The following is a 24,461-nucleotide window of genomic DNA, read 5'->3' on the forward strand; positions in this document are numbered from 1 at the left end:
CGGCGACCCTGAAGGCATGGATATCGATCGACAAGACGCAGTCACAACCACTGTGCCCGGGGCGCCGCGCTGGCTACGGGCGGTCCTGATCATGGATCGGGCAGGCTCGTCCTGGTACATCGGACTCGGGTTCCTGTTCGCCCCGCTGTTGGTGGTGCTCGATCCGTGGCCGCCACTGGTCACCGCGGCCTGGATTGCCATCGGGGTGTTCGGCCTGTGGCTGGGCATCCTCGGCATCTTCATGGCGACCGGCCTGGCGCTGATCCTCAAGTCCGGCCACACCGTTCCCGAGGAGTACTGGCGATCGGTCTTCGAGGACTTGCCGCCCGCGCGGTGACCGGCGACTAGTTCATCGGAAGAGGTTGCGCCCCACGGGGTTCGAGCATCTTCGCCATCGTGTCCGACTCCGATTGCTGGACATTGACCATCTGCTGGGCGAGCTGCCGGACGAAGTCTTCCTGGACGTGATCGCGCTCGGTGGCAAACTCCATCATCTCGGACCCGCCCTGATGATGTCGCAACATCAGTTGCAGAAAGAAAGTGTCCAGCTCGGCGCCTTGGAGCGTCCGCAGCTTTGTCATCTCCTCGGTGGTCGCCATGCCCGGCATCGGGGGTGAACCGGGCGTCCTCGGCCCCATCGACATGCCCGGCTCAGTGCTGCCCCCGTGACCGTGCCCGTCACTGTGACCCTGCATCCAGGCCATCCCCTCGTCGGGATTGTCGAGCGGATAGTCCCAGCGGGTCAGCCACGACTGCATCTGGCCGATTTGGTTGGTCTGCGAGGTGAGGATGTCGTAGGCGAGCGACTGCACCTGGGGGTCGCTTCCGCCGTACAACTCGATGGTCGCCATCTCCACGGCTTGCTGGTGGTGACGGATCATGTCCTGCGCGAAGCCCACCGCAGCCGAGTCTTCGGCGGGCCTGTTGTTGTCGTCGCCTTCGAAGCTGATGCGAAGCAAAAGACCGACGACCACACCGAGTAGCAGCATGGCGACCGCACCGAGCACCAGCATCGCCGGCAGCTGTCGTCGATGTGTGCCAGAAGCGGAGGTCTGCTCGACCTCACCCGTTCCGGTTTCGGTAACCGACCCGGTCTGAGCCTGTTCGGGGGTGTTCGAGTCGGTGCCGGACTCCGAGTCGTCCATCAGCCCGCAGGTGTGGCCGGGACGGGCTGCGCCGGGGCGGGAGCAGTGGTCATCGGCTGCTCCGGTGCGACCAGCCCCTCCTCGGTGGCGGGGGTGGTGCCGGTGCCGTCCATGGGGATGGCGTCAGCGGGGATCGGGCCGACGTCCGCCGGCGGCGGGCTGTTCGGGTCGAACGCACCGGGCGTCGCCGCGCAGGATGCCCCGATCTCGGGATACGCGGTGGCATCGGGCTGACCGGGGTACACGCCGCTGTTCGAGTTCTGCCGCAGTGCCTCGATGAACTGGTCGACGCGTTCGTCGCCTGCGGAGTCGAGCTTGAGCTGATGGCCCCACGACTGCAGCGAGATCGGCGTGTCCAGGCCCGGGTAGGGCGACATCAGCATGTACGGCTCGCCCTCGACCTTGTCCTGCAGGATGTCGAGGTCGCCGGGAGCGATGGTGTCCGGGTTGTAGGCGATCCAGACCGCACCGTGTTCGAGCGCGTGGACGGCGTTCTCGGTCCGCAACTGGTTCGGGTAGACGATGCCGGTACACGCGGCCCAGACCGCGTCGTGAGGTCCGCCGAATGGAGGCGACTGGTCGTAGGCCACGCGCTGCGTCGGCTGCACGTGCTGACCGGCCGGGTAGTAGATCTTGGTGACGCCGTCGATCTTGTCCGAAGGGTCGGGATTGGACGCCGAAGGTGTGAACTTCGCGACTTCGCGCTGGTCGAGATACTTGGGTACGAGGTACGCGGCCAGTCCGCCGACGAGCGCGATGATCACCACGACTGCGCCGATGGTCATCCACGGGATCTGCCGTCCGACGCCCCCCGCCTTCACCACGGGGACCTGCCCGGCCTTCTTCTTGCCGGACTTACCTGCGGTGGACGGTTTCTTGGGAATCTTGTTGCCCTTTTTATCGGCGTCGGCCATGGATCTCTTTCGGTGCAAAAACTGGGGTGAGCGAACGAGTGCGTGCCGGCATGTGAACCGGCGACCGACAGTGTACTTGTGCGCGTCGACGGCAATCGCTGTGCAGGGAGACGGCGATTGTCAATGATGAGGTGCGGGCCAATAGGATGGTGCATCGTGACCCCCGCCGACCTCGCGGTGCTGCTGCATGCCGCCACCTCAACCGTCCTCACCGACCACGGACTCGACCCGTCCGCGCTGCCGGAGAGTGTTGTCGTGGAACGGCCGCGCAATCCCGAGCACGGCGACTACGCCACCAACATCGCGCTGCAACTCGGTAAGAAGGTCGGCGTCAACCCGCGTGAGCTGGCCGGATGGCTTGCCGCCGAGCTCTCCAGCCGTCAGGGCATCGCCACCGCCGAGATCGCCGGACCCGGTTTCGTGAACATCCGACTCGCCGCCGACGCGCAGAACGTGGTGGTCGCCGGAGTGATCGAACGTGGTGCGGCCTACGGGACCGGAACGACTCTCGACGGACTCCGGGTGAACCTCGAGTTCGTCTCGGCCAACCCGACCGGTCCGATCCACCTCGGTGGCACGCGGTGGGCTGCCGTGGGCGACGCGCTGGGCCGGGTTCTCTCGGCCGAAGGTGCCGCGGTCACCCGCGAGTACTACTTCAACGACCACGGCGCACAGATCGACCGGTTCGCGCGGTCGCTGGTTGCCGCGGCACTCGGTGAACCCACTCCCGAGGACGGGTATGCCGGCGCCTACATCGGTGAGATCGCGGCGCAGGTGCTCGACGCCGCGCCCGGCGCTCTCGACCTCCCGGAGGCGGAGCGGCTCGAGACATTCCGTGCCCGGGGCGTCGACCTCATGTTCGCGCAGATCAAGGCGAACCTGCACGAGTTCGGCACCGACTTCGACGTCTACACGCACGAGAACAAGATGTTCGAGAGCGGTCAGGTCGACAAGGCCATCGCCGAACTGAAGGCAAACGGCAACCTCTACGAGAACGACGGCGCCTGGTGGCTGCGGTCGACCGCGTTCGGTGACGACAAAGACCGCGTGGTCATCAAGAGTGACGGCGAGGCGGCGTACATCGCAGGCGACATCGCGTACTTCAAGGACAAGCGTGACCGCGGGTTCGATCTCTGTATCTACATGCTCGGCGCCGACCATCACGGTTACGTCGTCCGGCTCAAGGCTGCGGCCGCGGCGCTCGGCGACGACCCCGACCGGCTGGAGGTACTGATCGGGCAGATGGTCAATCTCGTCCGCGACGGGCAGCCGGTGCGGATGAGCAAGCGGGCGGGCACGGTCATCACCCTCGACGATCTGGTGGACGCGGTCGGTGTGGACGCCGCCCGCTACTCACTCATCCGGTCGTCGGTGGACGTGAACATCGACATCGACCTCGACCTCCTCGTCAGCCAGTCGAACGAAAACCCGGTCTACTACGTGCAATACGCGCACGCCCGCCTCGCGGCGATCGGACGCAATGCCGAGGCCCTGGGTCTCATCGCCGCCACCGACCACCTCGAGCTGCTGGTGGATCGGGCCGAGGGTGACCTGATCCGTACGCTGGGAGACTTCCCCGCAGTGGTCGCTGCAGCCGCGCAATTGCGTGAGCCGCACCGTGTCTGCCGGTATCTCGAAGCGCTGGCGAGCACGTACCACAAGTTCTATGACCGGTGCCGGGTCCTGCCTCAGGGCGACGAGGAACCCACCGATCTCCACGCCGCACGGTTGGCTCTGTGCGGCGCCACCCAGCAGGTCATCGCCAACGGTTTGGCGATGGTCGGCGTGAGCGCACCGGAGCGAATGTGAACGCACACCCCGCCGGACCACGGCACGCGGAGGTCGTGGCGGCACCGCACCTGGCCGAAAGGCCCAATTCTCCAGAAGAACTCGCGCAGTTGCCGGAGGCGATTTACCCGCAGGGCACCGGTCGCGATGAGAACGGTGTCGCGCAGATCGGCGGCATCGCGGTCACCGAGCTGGCCGAGAAATACGGCACCCCACTGTTTGTCATCAACGAAGAGGACTTCCGGGCGCGATGCGCCGAGATGGCAAAGGCGTTCGGATCGGCGCAGCACGTCCACTATGCGTCCAAGGCGTTCCTGTCCACCGAGGTTGCGCGCTGGGTGCACTCAGAGGGTCTCTCTCTCGATGTGTGTTCGGCCGGCGAGCTGACGGTGGCGTTGCGTGCGGGTTTCCCGGCCGATCGGATCGCCCTGCACGGCAACAACAAATCGCCGTACGAGCTCGAACTCGCGGTCACCTCGGGTGTAGAGCACGTGGTGCTCGACTCCATGATCGAGATCGAACGTCTCGATGAGATCGCCGGCCGGCTCGGCGTGGTCCAGGACGTCCTCATCCGGATCACCGTGGGTGTGGAGGCGCACACCCACGAGTTCATCTCCACGGCACACGAAGACCAGAAGTTCGGCTTTTCGCTGGCCGGTGGCACGGCGATGGACGCGGTCCGACGCGTCTTCGCCACCGACAACCTGCGACTGGTGGGGCTGCACAGCCACATCGGTTCGCAGATCTTCGACGTGGGTGGTTTCGAGCTGGCCGCCCACCGTGTCCTGTCCTTGCTGCGGGACGTGGTCTCGGAGTTCGGCGTGGACAAGACCGCCCAACTCTCGATCCTGGATCTCGGTGGGGGACTGGGTATCTCATACCTTCCCTCCGACGACCCGCCTCCGGTGCAGGAAGTCGCCGACAAACTCGCCGCCATCGTCGAACGTGAATCGGCCGCACTGGGCCTACCCACCCCGACCATCGCGGTGGAACCGGGCCGTGCGATCGCCGGTCCGGCCGGTGTCACGTTGTACACCGTCGGCACGGTCAAAGACGTCCAGCTCGGTCCGGGCGGAGCTCATCGCCGCTACGTGTCCGTCGACGGCGGTATGAGCGACAACATCCGCACCTCGCTGTACCAGGCCGAGTACGACGTCCGGCTGGCGTCGCGGGTCTCCACTGCGAACGCGGTGGTCAGTCGGGTGGTCGGAAAGCACTGCGAGAGCGGCGACATCGTCATCCGCGACTGCTGGCTTCCCGACGATGTCGGCCCCGGCGACGTGCTGATGGTGGGCGCCACCGGCGCCTACTGCTACTCGATGTCGAGTCGCTACAACATGGTCACCCGACCCGCCGTGGTCGCCACGCGGGGAGGCGACGCGCGAGTGATCCTGCGTCGTGAAACTGTCGAAGATCTACTGAGCTTGGAGGTGAACGAGTGACGGACAGCCGAATCAACGACAACGGGGCCCGCGCCATCGGCGTTGCGGTACTCGGAATGGGAAATGTCGGTACCGAGGTGGTTCGCATCCTCACCGACAACGCCGCTGATCTGCAGGCACGGGTCGGCGCCCCACTGGAACTGCGCGGGGTCGCCGTCCGGAACCTGAATGTTCCTCGTGACGGGGTGGACCCGGCCCTGCTCACCGACAAGCCCGAAGACCTCGTTGCCCGCGACGACGTGGACATCGTTGTCGAACTCATCGGCGGCATCGACCCGCCGCGGATGTTGATCCGCGAATCGCTGCAGAGCGGCAAGTCCGTGGTCACCGCCAACAAGGCGCTGCTCGCCGATTACACCGGCGAACTCGCGACTGCCGCAGCCGGGGCGAAGGTGGATCTGTACTTCGAGGCGGCCGTGGCCGGCGCCATCCCGGTGATCCGCCCGCTGATGCAGTCGCTCGCCGGTGACACCGTCAACCGTGTCGCCGGAATCGTCAACGGCACAACCAACTTCATCCTGTCCGCGATGGACGCCGACGGCAGTGACTACGAGGAGACGCTCGCCGAGGCAGGCCGACTCGGCTACGCCGAGGCCGACCCGACGGCCGATGTCGAGGGCTACGACGCGGCGGCGAAAGCAGCCATCCTGGCGTCGATCTCCTTCCATTCGAGGGTCACCGCGCTCAACGTCTACCGCGAGGGCATCTCCAAGATCACCGCTGCCGACCTCGTCTCGGCCCAGGCACTCGACTGCACGGTGAAGTTGCTGTCGATTTGCGAGCGGATCGTCGGTGAGGATGGGCAGCAACGCATTTCGGCCCGCGTCTATCCTGCGCTGGTACCGCTCGAACATCCTCTCGCGGCGGTCAACGGCGCTTTCAACGCGGTGGTCGTCGAAGCCGAGAACGCCGGTCGGCTGATGTTCTACGGACAGGGTGCCGGTGGCGCACCCACCGCATCGGCGGTGTTGGGAGACCTGGTGATGGCTGCGCGCAACAAAGTGCACGGTGGTCGTGGCCCACTGGAGTCCACGTACGCGTCGCTGCCGATCGCCCCCATGGGTGACGTGCGAACCCGGTATTACGTGTCGATGCGGGTGGCGGACCGCGCCGGGGTGCTCGCAACAGTCGCCGGGGAGTTTTCCTCCCGGGGCATCAGCATCTCGACCGTTCGCCAGGAAGGCGCCGGCGACGACGCCCGGCTCGTGGTGGTCACCCATCGCGCACCTGATGCGGCATTGTCCGAAACCGTTGCGGCACTGGAGAAGCTGGAGGCCGTCCTGAGCGTGTCCAGCGTTCTCCGACTGGAGGGAACCAATGAGTGAGTCTGTCGCCGTGCACCGTGCGTGGCCGGGATTAATCGAGGCGTACCGCGACCGATTGCCTGTCAAGGACGACTGGAAGGTCGTCACCCTGCTCGAGGGTGGCACGCCGTTGATCGCCGCACCGCACCTGTCCGAGATCACCGGGTGCGAGGTGTACCTCAAGGTGGAGGGCCTCAACCCGACCGGCTCGTTCAAGGACCGCGGGATGACGATGGCCGTGAGCAACGCCGTCAACAACGGGAAGACCGCGGTGCTGTGCGCGTCCACCGGGAACACCTCGGCCTCGGCTGCCGCGTACGCGACCCGCGCCGGCATCACGTGCGCAGTCCTCATCCCCGAGGGCAAGATCGCAATGGGCAAACTCGCCCAGGCCGTGATGCACGGCGCGAAGATCATCCAGGTGCAGGGCAACTTCGACGACTGCCTCGAACTGGCTCGCAAGGCCACCGCCGAGTGGACCGAGATCGAGCTGGTCAACTCGGTGAACCCCGCCCGCATCGAAGGTCAGAAAACTGCCGCCTTCGAGATCATGGATGTGCTCGGCAGGGCTCCTGACGTGCATGCGTTGCCGGTGGGGAACGCGGGCAACATCACCGCGTACTGGAAGGGCTACACCGAGTACCACCGCGACGGTGTTGTCGGGTCGACCCCTCGCATGCTCGGCGTGCAGGCGGCCGGCGCGGCCCCTCTGGTCACCGGCAAACCGGTCAAGGATCCCGAGACGATCGCCACCGCCATCCGGATCGGCTCACCCGCCAGCTGGAACCAGGCAGTGGCCGCCAAGGACGAATCGGGTGGTCAATTCCGGGCTGCCACCGACGAGAAACTCCTCGAGGCCTACCGGTTGATCGCAGGCCACGAAGGTGTCTTCGTCGAGCCGGCGTCGGCCGCCAGTGTCGCCGGACTTCTTGCTGCCCGTGAAGAGGGTTGGGTGTCTGCGGGCGAGCTCGTCGTCTGCACCGTCACCGGCAACGGCCTCAAGGATCCCGACACCGCGTTGGCCGGCATCCCGCCGGTAGAGGCAATCCCGGTTGATCCGGTGGCTGTCGCACGCGCGCTGAATGTGGGCTGATGGGAACCGATCATGACGGTGTGGGCAACGCGGACTGATGAATCCTCTGGCGATGACTCGCACGTGGCTGGGCTCCGTCGCGAAGGTGTGGACGTGAATCCCGTTCTGCCTGCGGGGGTCCAGGCGCAAGCGCGCGTTCCCGCGTCGAGTGCCAATCTGGGCCCCGGGTTTGATTGTCTGGGTATCGCTCTGGGCATCTACGACGACATCTCCGTCACCGTCGGTGGCGATGCACTGCGCATCACCGTCAGCGGTGAAGGCGCCGAGGGAGTACCGCTCGACGAGCGACACCTGGTGGTTCGGGCGATCAATCGGGGGCTGGCGGCGGCCGGTGTCACGGCCCCGGGCCTGGACGTCAAGTGCCGCAACAGCATTCCCCATGCCCGTGGTCTGGGGTCGTCGGCGTCCGCAGTTGTCGGCGGGCTGGCGGTCGCCGCCGGCCTGGTCCGCGCAGCCGGCCTGGGAACACAACTGTCCACCGAGGCGTTGATCCAGCTGTCGTCGGAGTTCGAAGGCCACCCGGACAATGCCTCGGCGAGTGTGCTCGGTTCGGCCGTGGTCTCCTGGTCCGAACCCACCGCGGGCGTCCACACCTCGGACGTGGCGGGGGACTCGCCGGCACTCAATTACTTCGCGAGGTCGCTGGAGCTGCATCCAGGTATTCGCGCCTACGCCATGATTCCGCAGGTCGAGTCGTCGACCGCGGTCACCCGTGGGTTGTTGCCGGACGCGGTGTCCCGGGCGGATGCGGTCTTCAATGTCAGCCGCGCGGCCCTGGCCGTGGTGGCGTTGACGACCGAACCCCAGTTGCTGATGGCTGCGACCGAGGATCGACTGCACCAGGACTACCGGGCCCCGGTGATGCCTGCGACGGCCGCTCTGGTGCGATGGTTGCGTGAGCGGCAGGTACCGGCCACCGTGTCGGGCGCCGGGCCCACCGTGCTGGCGCTGACGGCGTCGGAGCTACCACCTCAGACCCGCGACAAGGCAGCTGAGCTGGGATTTGTTCTGCAGGAAGTAGAGATTGCACCCGGAGTAGTCGTACACTGACGACGGCGGGTGCAACATTGATTGATTCGCAGTTTGTGAACACGCCGCATTCTGTGGGTGTTGCCCGAACTACTGATCCTGGTTAGCATGTACCCGTCCAGCCGCGGATGTTTTCACCCGAGCGTGCTTCTCATCGGATGTCAAATTCGAATCACAGCCCGCGGGCGCCAGTCCGTGAAATATAAAGCGCGGCAAACGACACACGCCTCATAAGACCGCTGAAAAACTAGCGGCACCTCTCACCTGGGCTCCGGGTGCGAGAACTTTGGCCCTCGCGAATCTACCGGCGGGGGAAGGAAAGGATATCCGTTGACGGATACGGACCTGATCACTGCACCGGGCTCGGAGAACACGCTCGACCTCGGTGGAGTTGACACTCCGAAAGCCGAACGTCGTCGTGGGACCGGGCTCTCGGGAATGGTTCTGACTGAACTTCGTGGCCTGGCAGGAGAGCTGGGCATCAAGGGCACGTCGGGTATGCGCAAGAGCGACCTGATCGCGGCCATCAAGGAACGCCAGAGCGGCGGGGCGTCCAGCGCACCTGCCACCAAGGGCAAGGCCGCCTCGAGCAAGGCGCCCGCGGACAAGACCTCGGCAGGAACGGCGCCGTCGGAGGACGCACCGACTGCCTCTGCCGAAAAGCCGCAGGTCAAGAGCGCCTCCGCCCCTGCGGAACCCGCCGCCGAAGCAGCGACGAAGACCACCGAAACCACAAAGGTCGAACCCGAGCAGGCTGCCACTGCGGCGCCCGCCGAGGAGAAGGCTGCGCCGAAGACCGACGAGTCTTCCCAAGACGGTGACCAGGCAGACGGCAACGACCAGCGGCGGCAGCGTCGTCGTGGTCGCGACGGGCAGGCCGCAGGTCGGGACAACCGCGAGGGTCAGGGCCGTGAAAGCCAGGGCCGCGAGGGTCAGGGCCGCGACAATCAGACCCGCGAGGGTCAGATTCGCGACAACCAGGGCAGCGGCTCCAGCCGCGAAGGCCAGGGCCGTGACAACCGCAACCGCGACGACCGCAACCGCGACGACCAGGGCAACCGTTCGGAGCAGGGAAACCGCTCCGAGCAGGGCAACAGGAACCGCAACCGCAACGATCAGGGAAGTGGCCAGAACAGCGGCCCCCGTGACAACCGCGACAACGGTCCCCGTGACGACGACGAGGACGGCGACGGCCGCGGCGGTCGGCGGGGACGCCGTTTCCGTGAGCGTCGACGGGGACGTGACCGCGGCGAAGGCGGCGGTGGCGGCAACGAGCGTGAGCCACAGATCTCCGACGACGACGTGTTGCAGCCGGTCGCGGGAATCCTCGATGTGCTGGACAACTATGCGTTCGTTCGTACGTCGGGCTACCTCGCCGGACCGAACGATGTCTACGTGTCGATGAACCTCATCCGCAAGAACGGGCTGCGTCGCGGTGACGCGATCACCGGGGCGGTCAAGGTCCCGCGCGATGGTGAGCAGTCGAACCAGCGTCAGAAGTTCAATCCGCTGGTCCGGCTCGATTCGGTGAACGGCGCTGACGTCGAGACCGCCAAGCGCCGGCCGGAGTTCAACAAGCTGACCCCGCTGTATCCGAATCAGCGTCTTCGCTTGGAGACCACCAGCGAGCGCATCTCCACCCGCGTCATCGACCTGGTCATGCCGATCGGCAAGGGACAGCGTGCACTGATCGTGTCCCCGCCCAAGGCCGGTAAGACGACGATTCTGCAGAACATCGCCAATGCCATCTCGATCAACAACCCCGAGTGCTACCTCATGGTGGTGCTCGTGGACGAGCGGCCCGAAGAGGTCACCGACATGCAGCGGTCGGTGAAGGGTGAGGTCATCGCCTCCACCTTCGACCGCCCGCCGTCAGACCACACCTCGGTGGCCGAGCTGGCGATCGAGCGGGCCAAGCGTCTGGTCGAAGACGGCAAAGACGTTGTGGTGCTGCTCGATTCGATCACCCGGCTGGGTCGCGCGTACAACAATGCGTCGCCGGCTTCGGGCCGGATCCTGTCCGGTGGTGTCGACTCCACAGCGCTGTACCCACCCAAGCGTTTCCTCGGTGCTGCCCGCAACATCGAGAACGGCGGCTCGCTCACCATCATCGCCTCGGCTCTGGTCGAGACCGGTTCCACCGGCGACACGGTGATCTTCGAGGAGTTCAAGGGCACCGGCAACGCCGAGCTCAAACTGGACCGCAAGATCTCCGAGCGCAGGGTGTTCCCGGCCGTCGACGTCAACATGTCCAGCACGCGTAAGGACGAGTTGCTGTTGTCGCCCGAGGAGTTCTCGATCGTGCACAAGCTGCGGCGCGTGCTTGCCGGCCTCGATTCGCAGCAGGCGATCGATCTCCTGGTGAGTCAGCTGAAGAAGACCAAGAGCAACATCGAGTTCCTCATGCAGGTCCAGAAGACCGCACCGGGAGCCATGGGCGACGACTAGTCGCCGGCTCGCAGCCACCGAACCCACCTGATCCCGTGGGCCCACCCGTCACAGGGCGGGCCGAACGGGATGGGTGGGTTCGTGCGTGGTGGCAGTGATCAGTTCTCCGGCAGGGTGCCGGGGCGTGGATCGAACGGTGGGGGATCGAGCTGATCGAACGCGCCGGACGCCGCGCACGTGGCCCCCGGTTCGGGGTAACCGGTCTCTTCTGGGGCTTCCGGGTAGACACCGCTCTGGATGTTCTGTTTCGTCGCGGTGATGAATTGGTCGATACGTGGGTCGTCGGCATCGTCGACCTTGAGCTGATGTCCCCACGACTGCACCGACACCGGCCGGTCCAATCCGGGATAGGGCGACAGCAGTGTGTAGTCGACTCCGTCGACGCGTTCGGCGAGCGATTCCACGGCCTCGGCGTCGAGGTCTTCCGGGTTGTAGGTGAGCCAGACCGCTCCGTGTTCGAGTGAATGCACGGCGTTTTCCGAACGGATGCCCGCGTTGTAGACCACCCCGGTGCAGGCGGCCCAGATTGCGTCGTGTCGGCCGCCGATGGGCGGGCTGAACGAGTAACGGACGCGATCGGTCGGGACCACATGAAGAGCAGCGGGGTAGTACCTTTTCTCGACGCCTTCGATGTCGTCGGTGGGATCAGGATTGTCCGCCGATGGTCGCAAGCTCGACACCGATCCGGAGTCCGCCGATTCGGGGACGGGATCGCCGGAACGCTCGGCCACACATCCTGTCGTCCCCAGGACCAGGATGGTCGCCGCCGTCGCAATTGTTCTTGACCTGGTCATCACTGTGCCTGCCAGCCGTATGTCGATTAACCCGGAGTCGTGACGAGGGAACGCCCGACGACGTCGATGGAACTCCACGTAGGTGGAATGTAGATGCCCGTTCGCGTGGAAGGAAAATCCCCGGAATGAAAATGGTTGTCGGGTCGTTCCAGTGATCGTGCCGCCAAGCATGGGTGCAGCGCCTTCTCCGAGATTTCAGCGATTGGGAGATGGCATCGCTGCTCTGGCATACTGAACGGTCGAGTCCGGTTCCGGTTCACACCTTCGATCCGCGAAGGTGACCCGGCGACCATTGAAAGGGACACCAGAATGAAGCAGGGAATCCACCCCCAGTACGTCGAGACCACTGTGGTCTGCGGCTGCGGGAACACCTTCACGACCCGCTCCACCAAGGACAACGGTCGTATCAACGTCGAGGTCTGCTCGCAGTGCCACCCGTTCTACACGGGCAAGCAGAAGATTCTCGACACCGGTGGCCGCGTCGCACGCTTCGAGAAGCGATACGGCAAGCGTCCGGCGAAGAAAGACGCTGCAGCCGAGAAATAGCTTGAAAGTCCGGCGTCTGGTCTGCCTTCGCGGCAGGCCAGGCGCCGTTTTCGTCGAATCACCCGGTTGACGTCATCAGCCGTCGGTCACAACTTTTCTCGAGTAGGAACAGGTCATGAGCAGCCCCGAGCCGTCCGCGATCGACGACATTCTCGCCGAGCATGCAGGCTTGCAGTCGCAGCTCTCCGACCCTTCCCTGCACGATGACCCCGCTGCCGCGCGCCGCGTTGGCAAGCGCTTCTCCGAGCTCGCGCCGATCATGGCCACGTACACCAAACTTCAAGCAGCACAGGACGATCTGCAGGCGGCACGCGAACTCGCTGCGGACGACCCGGCATTTGCGGCCGAGATACCCGAGCTGGAGAAGACCGCCGCCGATCTCGACGCCACCCTCACCGACCTGTTGTCGCCACGCGATCCCCACGACGGCGACGACGTGGTGTTGGAGATCAAATCGGGTGCAGGCGGCGAGGAGTCGGCCCTGTTCGCCTCGGATCTGGCCCGGATGTACCTCAAATACTGCGAACGGCACGGCTGGAAGGCCCAGACCCTCGGACTCACCGAGTCCGATCTCGGCGGGTACAAGGACGTCACCATCTCGATCAAGTCGAGAGGCGACGGTCCGGACGGTGTGTGGGCGCGATTGAAGTTCGAGGGTGGCGTACACCGTGTCCAGCGTGTGCCGGTCACGGAGTCGCAGGGGCGTATCCACACCTCGGCTGCCGGCGTGCTGATCTATCCAGAACCCGATGAGGTCGAGCAGGTGCAGATCGACGATTCGGACCTCCGCATCGACGTGTACCGCAGTTCGGGCAAGGGCGGACAGGGCGTGAACACCACCGACTCCGCGGTCCGGATCACCCACTTGCCCACCGGGATCGTCGTGACCTGTCAGAACGAACGATCGCAGTTGCAGAACAAGGCCCGCGCGATGCAGGTCCTCGCTGCGCGCCTGCAGGCGGCGGCCGAGGAGGCAGCCAACTCGGAGGCGTCGGAAGGACGGGCGGCGCAGGTGCGGACAGTTGATCGTTCTGAGCGGATCCGCACCTACAACTTCCCGGAGAATCGCATCACCGACCACCGGATCGGTTACAAGGCCAGCAACCTCGACGCCGTTCTCGCAGGCGACATGGACGCACTACTCGACGCCCTCAGAGCCGCCGATCGCCAGGCCCGCCTCGAGGCGGAGTGAACGCGCGCGAACATCGCAGGGCCGCAACGGCCGAACTGGCCGCCGCAGGCGTTCCCAGCCCGGACGTCGACGCAGCGCTTCTGCTGGCTCACGTGGCCGGCACATCCGTGGGCGGCCTCGTCACGGTCGACGAGCTGACGCAGGAGCAGGCCGACACGTACCGCGTAATGATCGACCGGCGGCGCGCGCGTGAGCCCTTGCAGCACATCATCGGTCACGTCCAGTTCGGCATGGTCGATCTTGAGGTCGGCCCCGGGGTGTTCATACCCCGGATGGAAACCGAGGCGCTGCTGTCGTGGGCACTGGAGGCGATTGCCGACGTTGCCGAACCGGTGGTGGTCGATCTGTGCAGCGGAAGCGGTGCACTCGCGTTGTCCATCGCGGATGCTCGGCGCAACGCCGTGGTGCACGCCGTCGAGATCGCCGACGAGCCACTCCGATGGCTTCAGCGGAACCTCTCGCGGATGCCCGATCAGGTCGCGGATCGAGTCGAGGTGCATCAGGGCGACGTTCGGGACCCGGCCGTTCTGGCCGGCATCAGAGCTGATGTTGTGGTCGCCAACCCGCCCTACATACCCGAGACAGCCGAATTGCCGGTCGAGGTGATCGACCACGACCCGCCCCTCGCACTGTTCGGGGGAGCGGATGGGATGTCGGTCATCGGTCCGATGATCGCCACCGTCGCCCAGCTCCTCGAGGCGGGTGGCAAAGTGGCCATCGAGCATGACGACAGCACGGGGCAGGCGGTGATCGAGGTGCTGACCGCCGATGGCCGGTTTGATTCGATCGTCCAGAACCACGATCTGGCCGGACGGCCGCGTTTTGTCACCGCCACCAGAACGACGACGTCCCGCCGCATCTGACCGGCGGGTACGTCGCGGATGGGGGCCAGGGCGACCATGCAAGGATGGGACCCGTGAGCACCACGTTCGACTGCAACGATCCCCATTCTCGAACGGCCGGTATCCGGGCCGCCGTCGGCGCCGCCAAAGGTGGCCGCCTGATCGTCCTGCCCACCGACACGTTGTACGGGTTGGGTTGCGACGCTTTCGATTCCGAATCGGTCAACAACCTCCTGGCCGCCAAAGGGCGGGGCAGGGACATGCCCGTGCCCGTGCTGGTCGGCTCGTGGAGCACCATCGACGGCCTGGTGTTGTCCGTGTCGTCGATGGCGAGGGAACTGACCCGGGCGTTCTGGCCCGGCGGCCTGAGTCTGGTGGTCCACCAGGCTCCCTCGCTGGCCTGGGATCTGGGTGATACGCGGGGCACGGTGATGCTGCGGATGCCGCTGCACCCGGTGGCCATCGAGATCCTTCGGGAGGTCGGGCCCATGGCCGTCTCCAGCGCGAACATCTCCGGCCGACCGCCGGCGACCACCGCCGCCGAGGCCCGAGAGCAACTGGGGGAGTCGGTGGCCGTGTACCTCGATGGTGGACCGGCCGAGAAGGCGATGCCGTCGACCATCGTCGACCTCACAGACGTCAGCCCCAAGATTCTGCGCGAGGGTGCGATCAGTGCCGAGCAGATCGCCGAGGTGTTGGGCACCGGAGTCGAGAGCCTGCGGAGCTGAGTCGGCTCGATCCCGCTGGCGGGTCAGGTCGACCGCTTGCGTGCTTTTCGAGCGCGCGCTAGTAGCGTTGACCCGTGTTCGCGGCCTATTCGAGTTCCCTTGAGAGCAGTGGTGTGCTGATCGCAGCGCAGTCCGGCCTCACGAGCAGTGGTGCAGGCGTCCCGCTGCGGGAGCTGATGCTCGTCGGGCTCGCCGCCGCCGTCATCACTTATCTCGCCACAGGTGTCGTGCGGGTCATCGCCACGCGAACTGGTGCGGTGGCCGTTCCGCGGACCCGGGATGTCCACGCGATTCCCACGCCGCGTCTCGGCGGTGTCGGCATGTACATCGGTGTACTCGCCGGAATGGCTCTCGCCGGCGAGTTACCGGCTCTGACAAGGGGTTTCGCATACACCGACGACATGAACGCCGTTGTCGTCGCCGGTGGGGTCATCGTGCTCGTCGGAATCATCGACGACCGCTGGGGGATCGACGCCCTGACTAAATTCGTCGGCCAGCTGACCGCTGCCGGTGTCCTGGTGATCATGGGTGTGAGCTGGTATCTGCTGTACGTCCCGTTCGGCGACATCGGCACGGTGGTGCTGGACCCACTCCAGGCGGGACTGCTCACGATCGCGGTCACCGTCGCAACGGTCAACGCGATGAACTTCGTCGACGGCCTCGACGGGCTCGCCGCAGGCCTCGCGCTCATCGCGTCGCTGGCGATCTGCGTCTTCTCGCTGGGTCTGCTCCGAGACCAGGGCGGCGACGTCAGTTACTACCCACCGGCTCTCATCTCGGCCATTCTCGCCGGCGCATGCCTCGGTTTCCTGCCGCACAACTTCCAGCCCGCCCGTATCTTCATGGGCGATTCCGGCTCGATGCTCATCGGGCTCATGCTGGCCACGGCCTCGACCAGCGCATCGGGCAGGGTGGCCACCAATGCCTACGGCCCCGCCGATGTGTTCACGTTGCTCTCGCCGATCATCCTGGTGGCGGCCGTCATGTTCATCCCGATGCTCGACATGCTGATGGCGGTCGTACGCAGGACCAGGGCGGGTGTCGGCTTCTACACACCGGACAAGATGCACCTGCACCATCGACTGCTGGAGATCGGTCACTCGCACAGGCGCGTGGTGCTGCTCATCTACCTCTGGGTCGGACTACTGGCCTTCGGGGCGGCTGCGAGCACGTTCTTCTCGGTGTCGGTGGTGGTACCGGTACTGGCAGCCGGACTGGTCCTCGCGATGGTCGCCACCATCGTCCCGCGCCTTCGACGACGACACCGTCAGGGTGCATCTGCCTGACCGGGTGCAGCAGGTAGAACCGTGTCCAGTAATCTGTGACGAAGTGCAGCCTAACCCGGACATTTCGGGTATGCGATGCGACGTAGTACTATCGTCTGTAGTAGCCGAATCACCAAGGTGAGAGCCGCAATCGCGGTCAATGCACCCCCTGGTGGCAGGCCACGACAGTGTTGATATGGTCACAGGGATCGATGAGCTGTCGCCCCGATCATGTTCCAGATCGACGGGCACGGCTCTACCAGGCTGCCCCCAGAGCTAGCGAACCCGCTGGACCCTTGAGGAGAGGTGCATGACGACGTCAAGCTCCGACTCGGCGCCGGTATTCCCGGATGTTCCGTTGAGTTTGGTGCGTCCGGCGATCCTCAGCGGATTGCTGGTCGTCGTCGCAGTGGCCGCCAGCGCTTACCTCGGCCACATCATGTTCGGTATCTGGATGCTCGTCGGATTGGCCCTGAGTCTGGCCAACGCCAAGCTCGTGCAGTTGTATGTGCAAGGAATCACCGCTGAAGAGAACCCGCGCAAGCGGCCGGTCGCGATCAACTCCGTACTGCGCCTGGCGCTCCTGACGGTCGTCGCCCTCGTGGTGGCGTTCCTCGCCAGGCCCGACGGCATCGGCGTGATGTTCGGACTCGCGCTGAGTCAGGTGATCCTGGTTCTCAACACGGTTATTCCAGTGATGAAAGGACTTCGTACCCAGTCATGACAGATACGTCGTATCTCGCCGAGGCAGAGATCGAGGTCGGGCATCACACCCACGTCGATCTGTTCGGGATGACCTTCAACCTGGACACCATCATCGGGACCGCCTTCGCGGCCCTGGTCGTGCTCGGTCTGGCCTTCTACGTGCGGGCCAAGATGACGTCGGGGGTTCCCAACCCCGTACAGCTGTTCTTCGAGACACTCACCTCGCAGATGCGTGGCCAGGTCGAGAGCTCGATCGGCATGCGCGTCGCGCCGTTCCTGCTGCCTCTGGCGGTCACCCTGTTCATCTTCATCCTCGTCGCCAACTGGATCTCGGTGTTGCCGGTCCAGTACGGCAAAGAGGGGGGAGGTACCGGTGAGTGGCTGAAGCCGCCGGCCTCGGACGCGAACTTCGTCTACGCCCTCGCGCTGTTCGTCTTCGTCGCGTACCACGCCGCAGGCGTCAAGCGTCGCGGCTTCCTCGGCCACCCGAAGGCCCTGATCAAGGGTCACGCCATCGGCCTGGCCCCGATCAACATCATCGAAGAGATCGCGAAGCCCGTCTCGCTCTCCCTCCGTCTTTTCGGCAACATGTTCGCCGGCGGCGTGATGGTGTCCCTGATCGCGATCTTCCCGGCCTACATCATGTGGGCCCCCAACTCGATCTGGAAGATGTTCGACCTCTTCGTCGGCCTCATCCAGGCGTTCATCTTCACCTTGCTGACCATCTTGTACTTCAGCCAGTCAATGGAGCTGGAGGACGAGCACCACTAGCACGACCCCTTGCTGGCGCGATGCTGGCGGGGCACAAAGACCTGGCAATCCCATTGTCAGTACCACCGAAAGGGAAGAGTAAATGGATCCAACAATTGGCATGGGCGCACTGATCGGCGGCGGTCTGATCATGGCTGGTGGAGCTATCGGAGCCGGTATCGGTGACGGTCTCGCCGGTGCTCAGCTGATCGCAGGCATCGCGCGTCAGCCCGAAGCGCAGAGTCGTCTGTTCACTCCGTTCTTCATCACCGTCGGTCTGGTTGAGGCTGCTTACTTCATCAACCTGGCCTTCATGGCGTTGTTCGTCTTCGCCACCCCGATCAGCGCCGAATAATTTCGGGAAACAGGTAAAACGACACCATGGATCTCGCCGCAGAGAATTTCCTCATACCCAACGGCACGTTCTTCGTTGTCCTCTTGATCTTCATCATCGTGCTGGTGGTGCTCGGCAAGTTCATCGTTCCGCCGATCCGCCAGGTCCTCGAAGAACGTGAGGCACTGGTCTCGAAGACCAACGAGGACAACAAGGCCGCGGCCAAGAGTTTCGAGGATGCCGAATCGGAATACCGATCCGCCATGAAGGGCGCCCGCGTCGAGGCGACCGGCATCCGCGACGAGGCTCGTGCCAAGGGCAACGAGAACCTCGAGGAGATGAGGCGGCGGGCAACCGAGGAGTCGGACGCGGTTCAGCGCGAAACCTCCGAACAGCTGGCCGCCGAAGGGCAGCGGGCTGCGGCGGAGGCCCGCGCGGAACTGGGCAGGCTGTCCTCCGGGCTGGCCAGCCGAGTACTCGGATTCGACGTCTCGTCGGACCCGAAGTTGTCGGCATCCCTCGATCGTGTCTCCGCGACCGAGGGCGAAAAGACCGGGACGGTGAACTGACCAGTGGATATTTTCATCGGACAACTCGTCGGCTTTGCCGTCGTTGTCTTCGTTTTCATCCGATACGTTCTTCCGCCGCTGCGTAAATCCGTTGCGGCGCAGAAGGAAACGATCGCCACGCAGGTCGCCGAGAGCGAGCAGGCCAAGGCCCGGCTCGCCGAGGCGAAAGACGCTCACGCCACAGCACTCGAGCAGGCCAGGGCAGAGGCGAGCCAGATCCGTGAAGAGGCACGCGGTGACGCTCAGGCGATCGCGGAACAGATGCGCAACCAGGCCGATTCAGAGGTCAAGCGCATCACCGAGCACGGTAAGGCGCAGGTCGCCCTCAACCGCCAGGCGCTGATCCGTCAGCTGCGTGGCGAACTGGGGCTCGCCTCACTCGACGTCGCCGGCAACCTGGTGCGCGAGCACCTCGAGGACCCGAAGGCCAAGCAGGATTCCTTCGACAGGGTTCTGGCCGAGTTGGAGCAGATGGCCGCCGAAGGCGGTGTCGCACCGGAGTCCACATCCACCGGTGAGGCAATCGGCACCCACTCGATGCGGGCAGCGAGCCGTGACTCGGTACGCACGCTGGCACGCACGTTCGACGAGAAGACCGGCTCGGCGGATGTCGAGCAGCTCCGAACGATCGGTGACGAACTCGGTTCGGTCGCAATCCTTCTCGCGGCCAACCCGGTTCTGCGCAAGCACCTGGCGGAGTCCACCGACGAGTCGCAGCACAAGGCGTCTCTGGTTGATTCGATCCTGTCGGGGAAGGTGTCCGACACCACCCTCGACATCGTCAAGTCCGCTGTCGCCGCGAAATGGTCGGCCACCGCAGATTTCCTCACCGCACTCGAGCGGCTCGCCCGGCTCGCGCTGCTGACGGTCGCCGACCGCAGCGGCAAGATCGGCGAGGTCGAGGACGAACTGTTCCGGCTGGGCCGGTTGCTGCTGGCAGAACCTGATCTGTCGCGACTGCTGTCCGATTCGAATGCACCTGCCGAGGGCCGGTTGCAGTTGCTCGACAGGGTCATCGGCGGAAAGGTCACTGACGAGACCGGAGCGCTGGTCCGACAGGCTGTGCAGTTGCAGCGCGGGCATCAGCCGATCGACGTCACCGTGTCAGGCATCGCCGAACTGGCTGCTGCTCGACGCGGAGAGTCGGTTGCACACGTCATCGCGGCGGCACTGCCGACCGATGCGCAGATCGAGCGGCTCAGCACAGTGCTGGGGCGGATCTACGGCCGCGACATGTCGGTGCAGATCGAGATCGATGAGCAGTTGCTCGGCGGTTTCAAGGTCATCGTTGCCGACGAAGTCATCGAGGGCGACGTGGCCAGCCGACTGGCCAAGGCGAGCGAGACCTTGCCGAGTTAGCCCGACGGGCGCGACGCCCGACCGGACGCACTCCGGCGCGGGCACACTTAGACCACAAGCGAAAACGAAAGCAAGGAACGAGTACTCATGGCGGAGTTGACGATCTCATCCGACGAGATCAAGGGAGCGATCGAGCAGTACGTCTCGTCATTCCAGGCCGAGGCATCGCGCGAAGAAGTCGGCCTAGTCGCCGACACCTCGGACGGTATCGCCCACGTGAGCGGCCTGCCGGGCGCGATGGCGAACGAACTGCTCGAGTTCTCGGGCGGGGTTCTGGGCGTGGCCCTCAACCTCGACGAGGACGAGGTCGGTGCCGTCATCCTCGGTGCATACGACGAGATCGAGGAAGGCCAGCAGGTCAGCCGTACCGGCGACGTGCTGTCTGTCCCGGTCGGCGACAACTTCCTCGGCCGTGTGGTGAACCCGCTGGGTCAGCCCATCGACGGCCAGGGCGAGATCGAATCGAACGAGAAGCGCGTGCTGGAGCTCCAGGCGGCATCGGTGCTCGAGCGTCAGCCCGTCGAGGAGTCGCTCGCGACCGGCATCAAGGCCATCGACGCGATGACCGCTATCGGCCGCGGCCAGCGTCAGCTGATCATCGGCGACCGCAAGACCGGCAAGACCGCGGTCTGCATCGACGCGATCCTGAACCAGAAGGCGAACTGGGAAACCGGTGACCCGACCAAGCAGGTGCGTTGCATCTACGTGGCGATCGGCCAGAAGGGTTCGACCATCGCGGGCGTCAAGTCCGCGCTCGACGAGGCCGGCGCGATGGAGTACACCACCATCGTCGCGGCTCCCGCATCTGACTCGGCCGGATTCAAGTGGCTGGCCCCGTACACCGGTTCGGCCATCGGCCAGCACTGGATGTACCAGGGCAAGCACGTCCTCATCGTGTTCGATGATCTCTCCAAGCAGGCCGAGGCCTACCGCGCCATCTCGCTGCTGCTGCGTCGCCCGCCGGGCCGCGAGGCATACCCGGGTGACGTCTTCTACTTGCATTCCCGTCTGCTCGAACGTTGCGCAAAGCTGTCCGACGAGCTCGGTGGCGGATCGATGACCGGTCTCCCGATCATCGAGACCAAGGCCAACGACGTCTCGGCGTTCATCCCGACCAACGTCATCTCGATCACCGACGGTCAGGTCTTCCTCGAGTCGGACCTCTTCAACAAGGGCGTCCGCCCCGCGATCAACGTGGGAACCTCGGTGTCTCGTGTCGGTGGTGCAGCGCAGACGAAGGGCCTGAAGAAGGTCTCGGGTTCGCTCCGTCTAGAGCTTGCGCAGTTCCGTGAGCTGGAGGCCTTCTCGGCTTTCGCCTCGGACCTCGACGACGCATCCAAGGCCCAGCTGGCCCGCGGTGCTCGCTGGGTGGAGCTGCTCAAGCAGGACCAGTACTCCCCGGTGTCCGTCGAGGACCAGATCGTCTCGATCTACCTCGCGGGTGAGGGCCACTACGACTCGGTTGCCGTCGACGACGTGCGCCGGTACGAGGGCGAGCTCCTCAATCACCTGCACCACGGTGCCAAGGGCGTCTACGACTCGATCGCGGGCGGTAAGGCTCTGTCCGACGATCAGGCAGAGGCACTCAAGACCGCCGCCGACAAGTACAAGAAGTCGTTCCTCGCCAGCGACGGCCCCGGATCGGTCAACGAAGAAGATCCGGGCGCTCTCGCGGCCGACGAAGTCAACAACGAAGAAATCAAGGTCCGGAAGTCCTAGGGCAGATGATTCGACAATCCATGACCAAACCGAAAGGAGTGTGAGACACGCCCATGGCAAGTATTCGTGATCTGCGCTCACGCATCCGGTCAGTCCAGTCGACAAAGAAGATCACCAAAGCCCAGGAACTCATCGCGACTTCGCGCATCGTCAAGGCGCAGTCGCGGGTTGCGGCGGCCAAGCCGTACTCGCAGGAGATGACCGCGGTGCTCTCGGAGCTTGCTTCCGGAGCCGGCACGCTTGACCATCCGTTGCTCGTCGCCCGGGAGAACCCGAAGCGCGCAGCGGTGTTGGTGGTGACCAGTGACCGCGGTATGTGCGGTGCGTACAACTCCAACGTCTTGCGTGAAACCCGGCAACTGCTGGAGTTGCTCGAGGACGAGGGCAAAGAGACCGTTCTGTTCATCACCGGACAGAAGGGCCTCGGCTACTTCTCCTTCCGCGGGGTCAACGTCGCCGGCTCGTGGACGGGGTTCTCGCAGCAGCCTGAGTATCACAACGCTGCGGAAGCCACCGACCACTTGGTGGACCTGTTCGCCGCCGGCTCGGGCACGGAGATCGACGGGCTCGACGGCGGCAAGATCGAAGGCGTCGACGAACTGCACCTGGTGTTCACCAAGTTCGTGAGCATGCTCAACCAGTCGCCCGAGGTTCGCAGGATCGCACCGCTTGTGGTGTCGGAGAGCGACGACGACGAGTCGTCCACGCCGGCGCGCAACTACACGTTCGAACCCGGTGCGGAGACGTTGCTCTCGGCGCTGCTGCCGAAGTATGTGGCAACGCGCGTGTACGCGGCCCTGCTCGATTCGTCGGCATCGGAGTCGGCCGCCCGTCGTACCGCGATGAAGGCCGCCACCGACAACGCCGAAGAGTTGGTGACCAACCTGTCGCGCGAGGCAAACCAGCTGCGGCAGGCACAGATCACCCAGGAAATCAGCGAGATTGTCGGCGGCGCAAACGCGCTCGCGAACTAGCAGCAACAAGCCAAAGGCGGTCGCGGATCACCACCCGCGCACCGACAAAGAGGAAGAGACAACATGACCACAGCTGTAACCGAATCCGTCTCGGGTTCGACCGCAGACTCGGTGACCGGCCGGGTCGTACGAGTCATCGGACCTGTCGTCGACGTGGAGTTCCCGCGTGGCGCAGTGCCCGAGCTTTTCAATGCCCTCCATGCCGAGATCACGCTGCCCTCGGTGGCCAAGAAATTGACGCTCGAGGTCGCTCAGCACCTCGGTGACAATCTTGTCCGCACCATCTCGATGCAGCCGACCGACGGTTTGACCCGAGGTACCGAGGTATCCGACACCACCAAGCCGATCTCGGTGCCTGTTGGTGACGTGGTCAAGGGACACGTCTTCAACGCTCTCGGCGACTGCCTCGACACTCCGGGTCTCGGTCGCGACGGCGAGCAGTGGGGCATCCACCGTAAGCCACCGGCCTTCGATCAGCTCGAGGGCAAGACCGAGATCCTGGAAACGGGCATCAAGGTCATCGATCTTCTCACCCCGTACGTCAAGGGCGGAAAGATCGGTCTGTTCGGTGGTGCCGGTGTCGGCAAGACCGTCCTCATCCAGGAGATGATCACCCGTATCGCTCGCGAGTTCTCCGGCACCTCGGTGTTCGCCGGCGTCGGTGAGCGCACCCGTGAGGGCACCGACCTCCACCTCGAGATGGAGGAGATGGGCGTTCTCCAGGACACCGCCTTGGTGTTCGGCCAGATGGACGAGCCGCCGGGCACGCGTATGCGCGTGGCCCTGTCCGCGCTGACGATGGCGGAGTACTTCCGCGACGTCAAGAACCAGGACGTGTTGCTCTTCATCGACAACATCTTCCGGTTCACGCAGGCCGGTTCCGAGGTCTCCACGCTGCTCGGCCGCATGCCGTCTGCCGTTGGTTACCAGCCGACCCTGGCCGACGAGATGGGTGAGCTCCAGGAGCGCATCACCTCGACGCGTGGTAACTCGATCACCTCGCTGCAGGCGATCTACGTGCCCGCCGACGACTACACCGACCCGGCGCCGGCCACCACGTTCGCGCACCTCGACGCCACCACCGAGTTGTCCCGTCCGATCTCGCAGCTGGGTATCTACCCGGCGGTGGATCCGCTGACGTCGACCTCGCGGATCCTGGAGGCCTCGATCGTCGGAGACGAGCACTTCCGCGTCGCCAACGAGGTCAAGCGGATCCTCCAGAAGTACAAGGAACTGCAGGACATCATCGCAATCCTCGGTATGGATGAGCTGTCCGAAGAGGACAAGGTGACCGTCCAGCGCGCTCGTCGCATCCAGAAGTTCCTCGGTCAGAACTTCTTGGTCGCCGAGAAGTTCACCGGTCAGAAGGGTTCGGTTGTCTCGCTTGCCGACACGATCGAGGCGTTCGACCGGGTCGCCAAGGGTGAGTTCGATCACCTGCCCGAGCAGGCGTTCAACAGCTGTGGTGGTCTCGATGACGTCGAGGCTGCTGCCGCACGAATCTCCGGGAAGTGACCGAAA

23 protein-coding genes are annotated in these 24,461 nt (G+C 64.9%); 20 read left to right on the forward strand and 3 right to left on the reverse strand.

Going from position 1 to position 24,461, the window contains the following annotated elements; genetic code table 11:
* Window positions 1-16 precede the first annotated feature (16 nt).
* A complete protein-coding gene (locus WIMU1_RS21565; protein ID WP_062800221.1) occupies window positions 17-337 on the forward strand; it encodes a hypothetical protein in 321 nt (106 codons plus the stop codon).
* A 7-nt stretch (window positions 338-344) separates the two neighbouring features.
* Here the strand turns inward: WIMU1_RS21565 and WIMU1_RS21570 are convergent, their stop codons facing one another.
* Window positions 345-1,145, reverse strand: coding sequence for a DUF305 domain-containing protein (locus WIMU1_RS21570; protein ID WP_062800222.1), 801 nt, complete (start codon window positions 1,143-1,145; stop codon window positions 345-347).
* The gene (locus tag WIMU1_RS21575; protein ID WP_023957860.1) at window positions 1,145-2,059 is read right to left on the reverse strand and encodes a thioredoxin-like domain-containing protein; all 915 of its coding nucleotides are present in this window, start codon (window positions 2,057-2,059) and stop codon (window positions 1,145-1,147) included. Before WIMU1_RS21575 ends, WIMU1_RS21570 begins: the two co-directional genes overlap by 1 nt.
* A 156-nt stretch (window positions 2,060-2,215) precedes the next feature.
* Here WIMU1_RS21575 and argS point away from each other — a divergent pair, with 156 nt between their 5' ends.
* The 6 genes from argS (at window position 2,216) to rho (ending at window position 11,163) form a co-directional block, all read left to right on the forward strand.
* Window positions 2,216-3,868, forward strand: coding sequence for an arginine--tRNA ligase (argS, locus tag WIMU1_RS21580; RefSeq protein WP_062800224.1), 1,653 nt, complete (start codon window positions 2,216-2,218; stop codon window positions 3,866-3,868).
* Complete coding sequence (gene lysA, locus WIMU1_RS21585) at window positions 3,865-5,289, forward strand: diaminopimelate decarboxylase (protein ID WP_062800226.1); 1,425 nt, start codon at window positions 3,865-3,867, stop codon at window positions 5,287-5,289. The genes argS and lysA overlap by 4 nt, the downstream gene beginning before the upstream one ends.
* The gene (locus tag WIMU1_RS21590) at window positions 5,286-6,614 is read left to right on the forward strand and encodes a homoserine dehydrogenase (protein WP_023957866.1); all 1,329 of its coding nucleotides are present in this window, start codon (window positions 5,286-5,288) and stop codon (window positions 6,612-6,614) included. Before lysA ends, WIMU1_RS21590 begins: the two co-directional genes overlap by 4 nt.
* Window positions 6,607-7,686, forward strand: coding sequence for a threonine synthase (thrC, locus tag WIMU1_RS21595; protein WP_023957868.1), 1,080 nt, complete (start codon window positions 6,607-6,609; stop codon window positions 7,684-7,686). The genes WIMU1_RS21590 and thrC overlap by 8 nt, the downstream gene beginning before the upstream one ends.
* Before the next feature lie 93 nt (window positions 7,687-7,779).
* Complete coding sequence (gene thrB, locus WIMU1_RS21600; protein ID WP_062800337.1) at window positions 7,780-8,736, forward strand: homoserine kinase; 957 nt, start codon at window positions 7,780-7,782, stop codon at window positions 8,734-8,736.
* Between the two features lie 309 nt (window positions 8,737-9,045).
* Window positions 9,046-11,163, forward strand: coding sequence for a transcription termination factor Rho (rho, locus tag WIMU1_RS21605; RefSeq protein WP_062800228.1), 2,118 nt, complete (start codon window positions 9,046-9,048; stop codon window positions 11,161-11,163).
* A 98-nt stretch (window positions 11,164-11,261) separates the two neighbouring features.
* Here the strand turns inward: rho and WIMU1_RS21610 are convergent, their stop codons facing one another.
* Window positions 11,262-11,957, reverse strand: coding sequence for a thioredoxin-like domain-containing protein (locus tag WIMU1_RS21610; protein WP_062800229.1), 696 nt, complete (start codon window positions 11,955-11,957; stop codon window positions 11,262-11,264).
* A 309-nt stretch (window positions 11,958-12,266) separates the two neighbouring features.
* Here WIMU1_RS21610 and rpmE point away from each other — a divergent pair, with 309 nt between their 5' ends.
* The 13 genes from rpmE to atpD all read left to right on the forward strand — a co-directional run bounded on the left by rpmE (window position 12,267) and on the right by atpD (window position 24,455).
* Window positions 12,267-12,503 (forward strand): 50S ribosomal protein L31, encoded by a 237-nt coding sequence (rpmE, locus tag WIMU1_RS21615; protein WP_062800230.1) that lies wholly within the window; start codon window positions 12,267-12,269, stop codon window positions 12,501-12,503.
* A 115-nt stretch (window positions 12,504-12,618) separates the two neighbouring features.
* Window positions 12,619-13,695 carry a peptide chain release factor 1 gene (gene prfA / locus WIMU1_RS21620; RefSeq protein ID WP_062800231.1) on the forward strand — a complete coding sequence of 359 codons (1,077 nt, stop codon included), beginning with the start codon at window positions 12,619-12,621 and terminating at the stop codon, window positions 13,693-13,695.
* On the forward strand, window positions 13,692-14,558 hold the full coding sequence (gene prmC / locus WIMU1_RS21625) for a peptide chain release factor N(5)-glutamine methyltransferase (RefSeq protein WP_062800232.1): 867 nt from the start codon (window positions 13,692-13,694) through the stop codon (window positions 14,556-14,558). The genes prfA and prmC overlap by 4 nt, the downstream gene beginning before the upstream one ends.
* A gap of 53 nt (window positions 14,559-14,611) precedes the next feature.
* Entirely contained in the window at window positions 14,612-15,265 is a 654-nt protein-coding gene (locus tag WIMU1_RS21630) for an L-threonylcarbamoyladenylate synthase (protein WP_062800338.1), read from the forward strand.
* Window positions 15,266-15,378: 113 nt separating this feature from the next.
* Window positions 15,379-16,551 carry a glycosyltransferase family 4 protein gene (locus WIMU1_RS21635; protein ID WP_232232976.1) on the forward strand — a complete coding sequence of 391 codons (1,173 nt, stop codon included), beginning with the start codon at window positions 15,379-15,381 and terminating at the stop codon, window positions 16,549-16,551.
* A 289-nt stretch (window positions 16,552-16,840) separates the two neighbouring features.
* Window positions 16,841-17,254, forward strand: coding sequence for an ATP synthase subunit I (locus WIMU1_RS21640; protein ID WP_062800234.1), 414 nt, complete (start codon window positions 16,841-16,843; stop codon window positions 17,252-17,254).
* On the forward strand, window positions 17,251-18,006 hold the full coding sequence (gene atpB / locus WIMU1_RS21645; protein WP_023957889.1) for a F0F1 ATP synthase subunit A: 756 nt from the start codon (window positions 17,251-17,253) through the stop codon (window positions 18,004-18,006). Before WIMU1_RS21640 ends, atpB begins: the two co-directional genes overlap by 4 nt.
* 82 nt (window positions 18,007-18,088) lie before the next feature.
* Entirely contained in the window at window positions 18,089-18,340 is a 252-nt protein-coding gene (locus WIMU1_RS21650; protein ID WP_062800237.1) for a F0F1 ATP synthase subunit C, read from the forward strand.
* A gap of 26 nt (window positions 18,341-18,366) precedes the next feature.
* Window positions 18,367-18,888 carry a F0F1 ATP synthase subunit B gene (locus WIMU1_RS21655; RefSeq protein ID WP_062800239.1) on the forward strand — a complete coding sequence of 174 codons (522 nt, stop codon included), beginning with the start codon at window positions 18,367-18,369 and terminating at the stop codon, window positions 18,886-18,888.
* A 3-nt stretch (window positions 18,889-18,891) separates the two neighbouring features.
* Window positions 18,892-20,247 (forward strand): F0F1 ATP synthase subunit B/delta, encoded by a 1,356-nt coding sequence (locus WIMU1_RS21660; RefSeq protein WP_062800241.1) that lies wholly within the window; start codon window positions 18,892-18,894, stop codon window positions 20,245-20,247.
* A gap of 87 nt (window positions 20,248-20,334) precedes the next feature.
* Window positions 20,335-21,966 carry a F0F1 ATP synthase subunit alpha gene (gene atpA / locus WIMU1_RS21665; protein ID WP_062800243.1) on the forward strand — a complete coding sequence of 544 codons (1,632 nt, stop codon included), beginning with the start codon at window positions 20,335-20,337 and terminating at the stop codon, window positions 21,964-21,966.
* Window positions 21,967-22,019: 53 nt separating this feature from the next.
* On the forward strand, window positions 22,020-22,940 hold the full coding sequence (locus WIMU1_RS21670) for a F0F1 ATP synthase subunit gamma (protein ID WP_062800245.1): 921 nt from the start codon (window positions 22,020-22,022) through the stop codon (window positions 22,938-22,940).
* A 63-nt stretch (window positions 22,941-23,003) separates the two neighbouring features.
* Window positions 23,004-24,455, forward strand: coding sequence for a F0F1 ATP synthase subunit beta (gene atpD, locus WIMU1_RS21675; protein ID WP_023957901.1), 1,452 nt, complete (start codon window positions 23,004-23,006; stop codon window positions 24,453-24,455).
* Window positions 24,456-24,461: the final 6 nt, after the last annotated feature.

This window comes from Williamsia muralis NBRC 105860 (genome assembly GCF_001598915.1).
GTDB classification, from domain to species: Bacteria; Actinomycetota; Actinomycetes; order Mycobacteriales; family Mycobacteriaceae; genus Williamsia; species Williamsia muralis.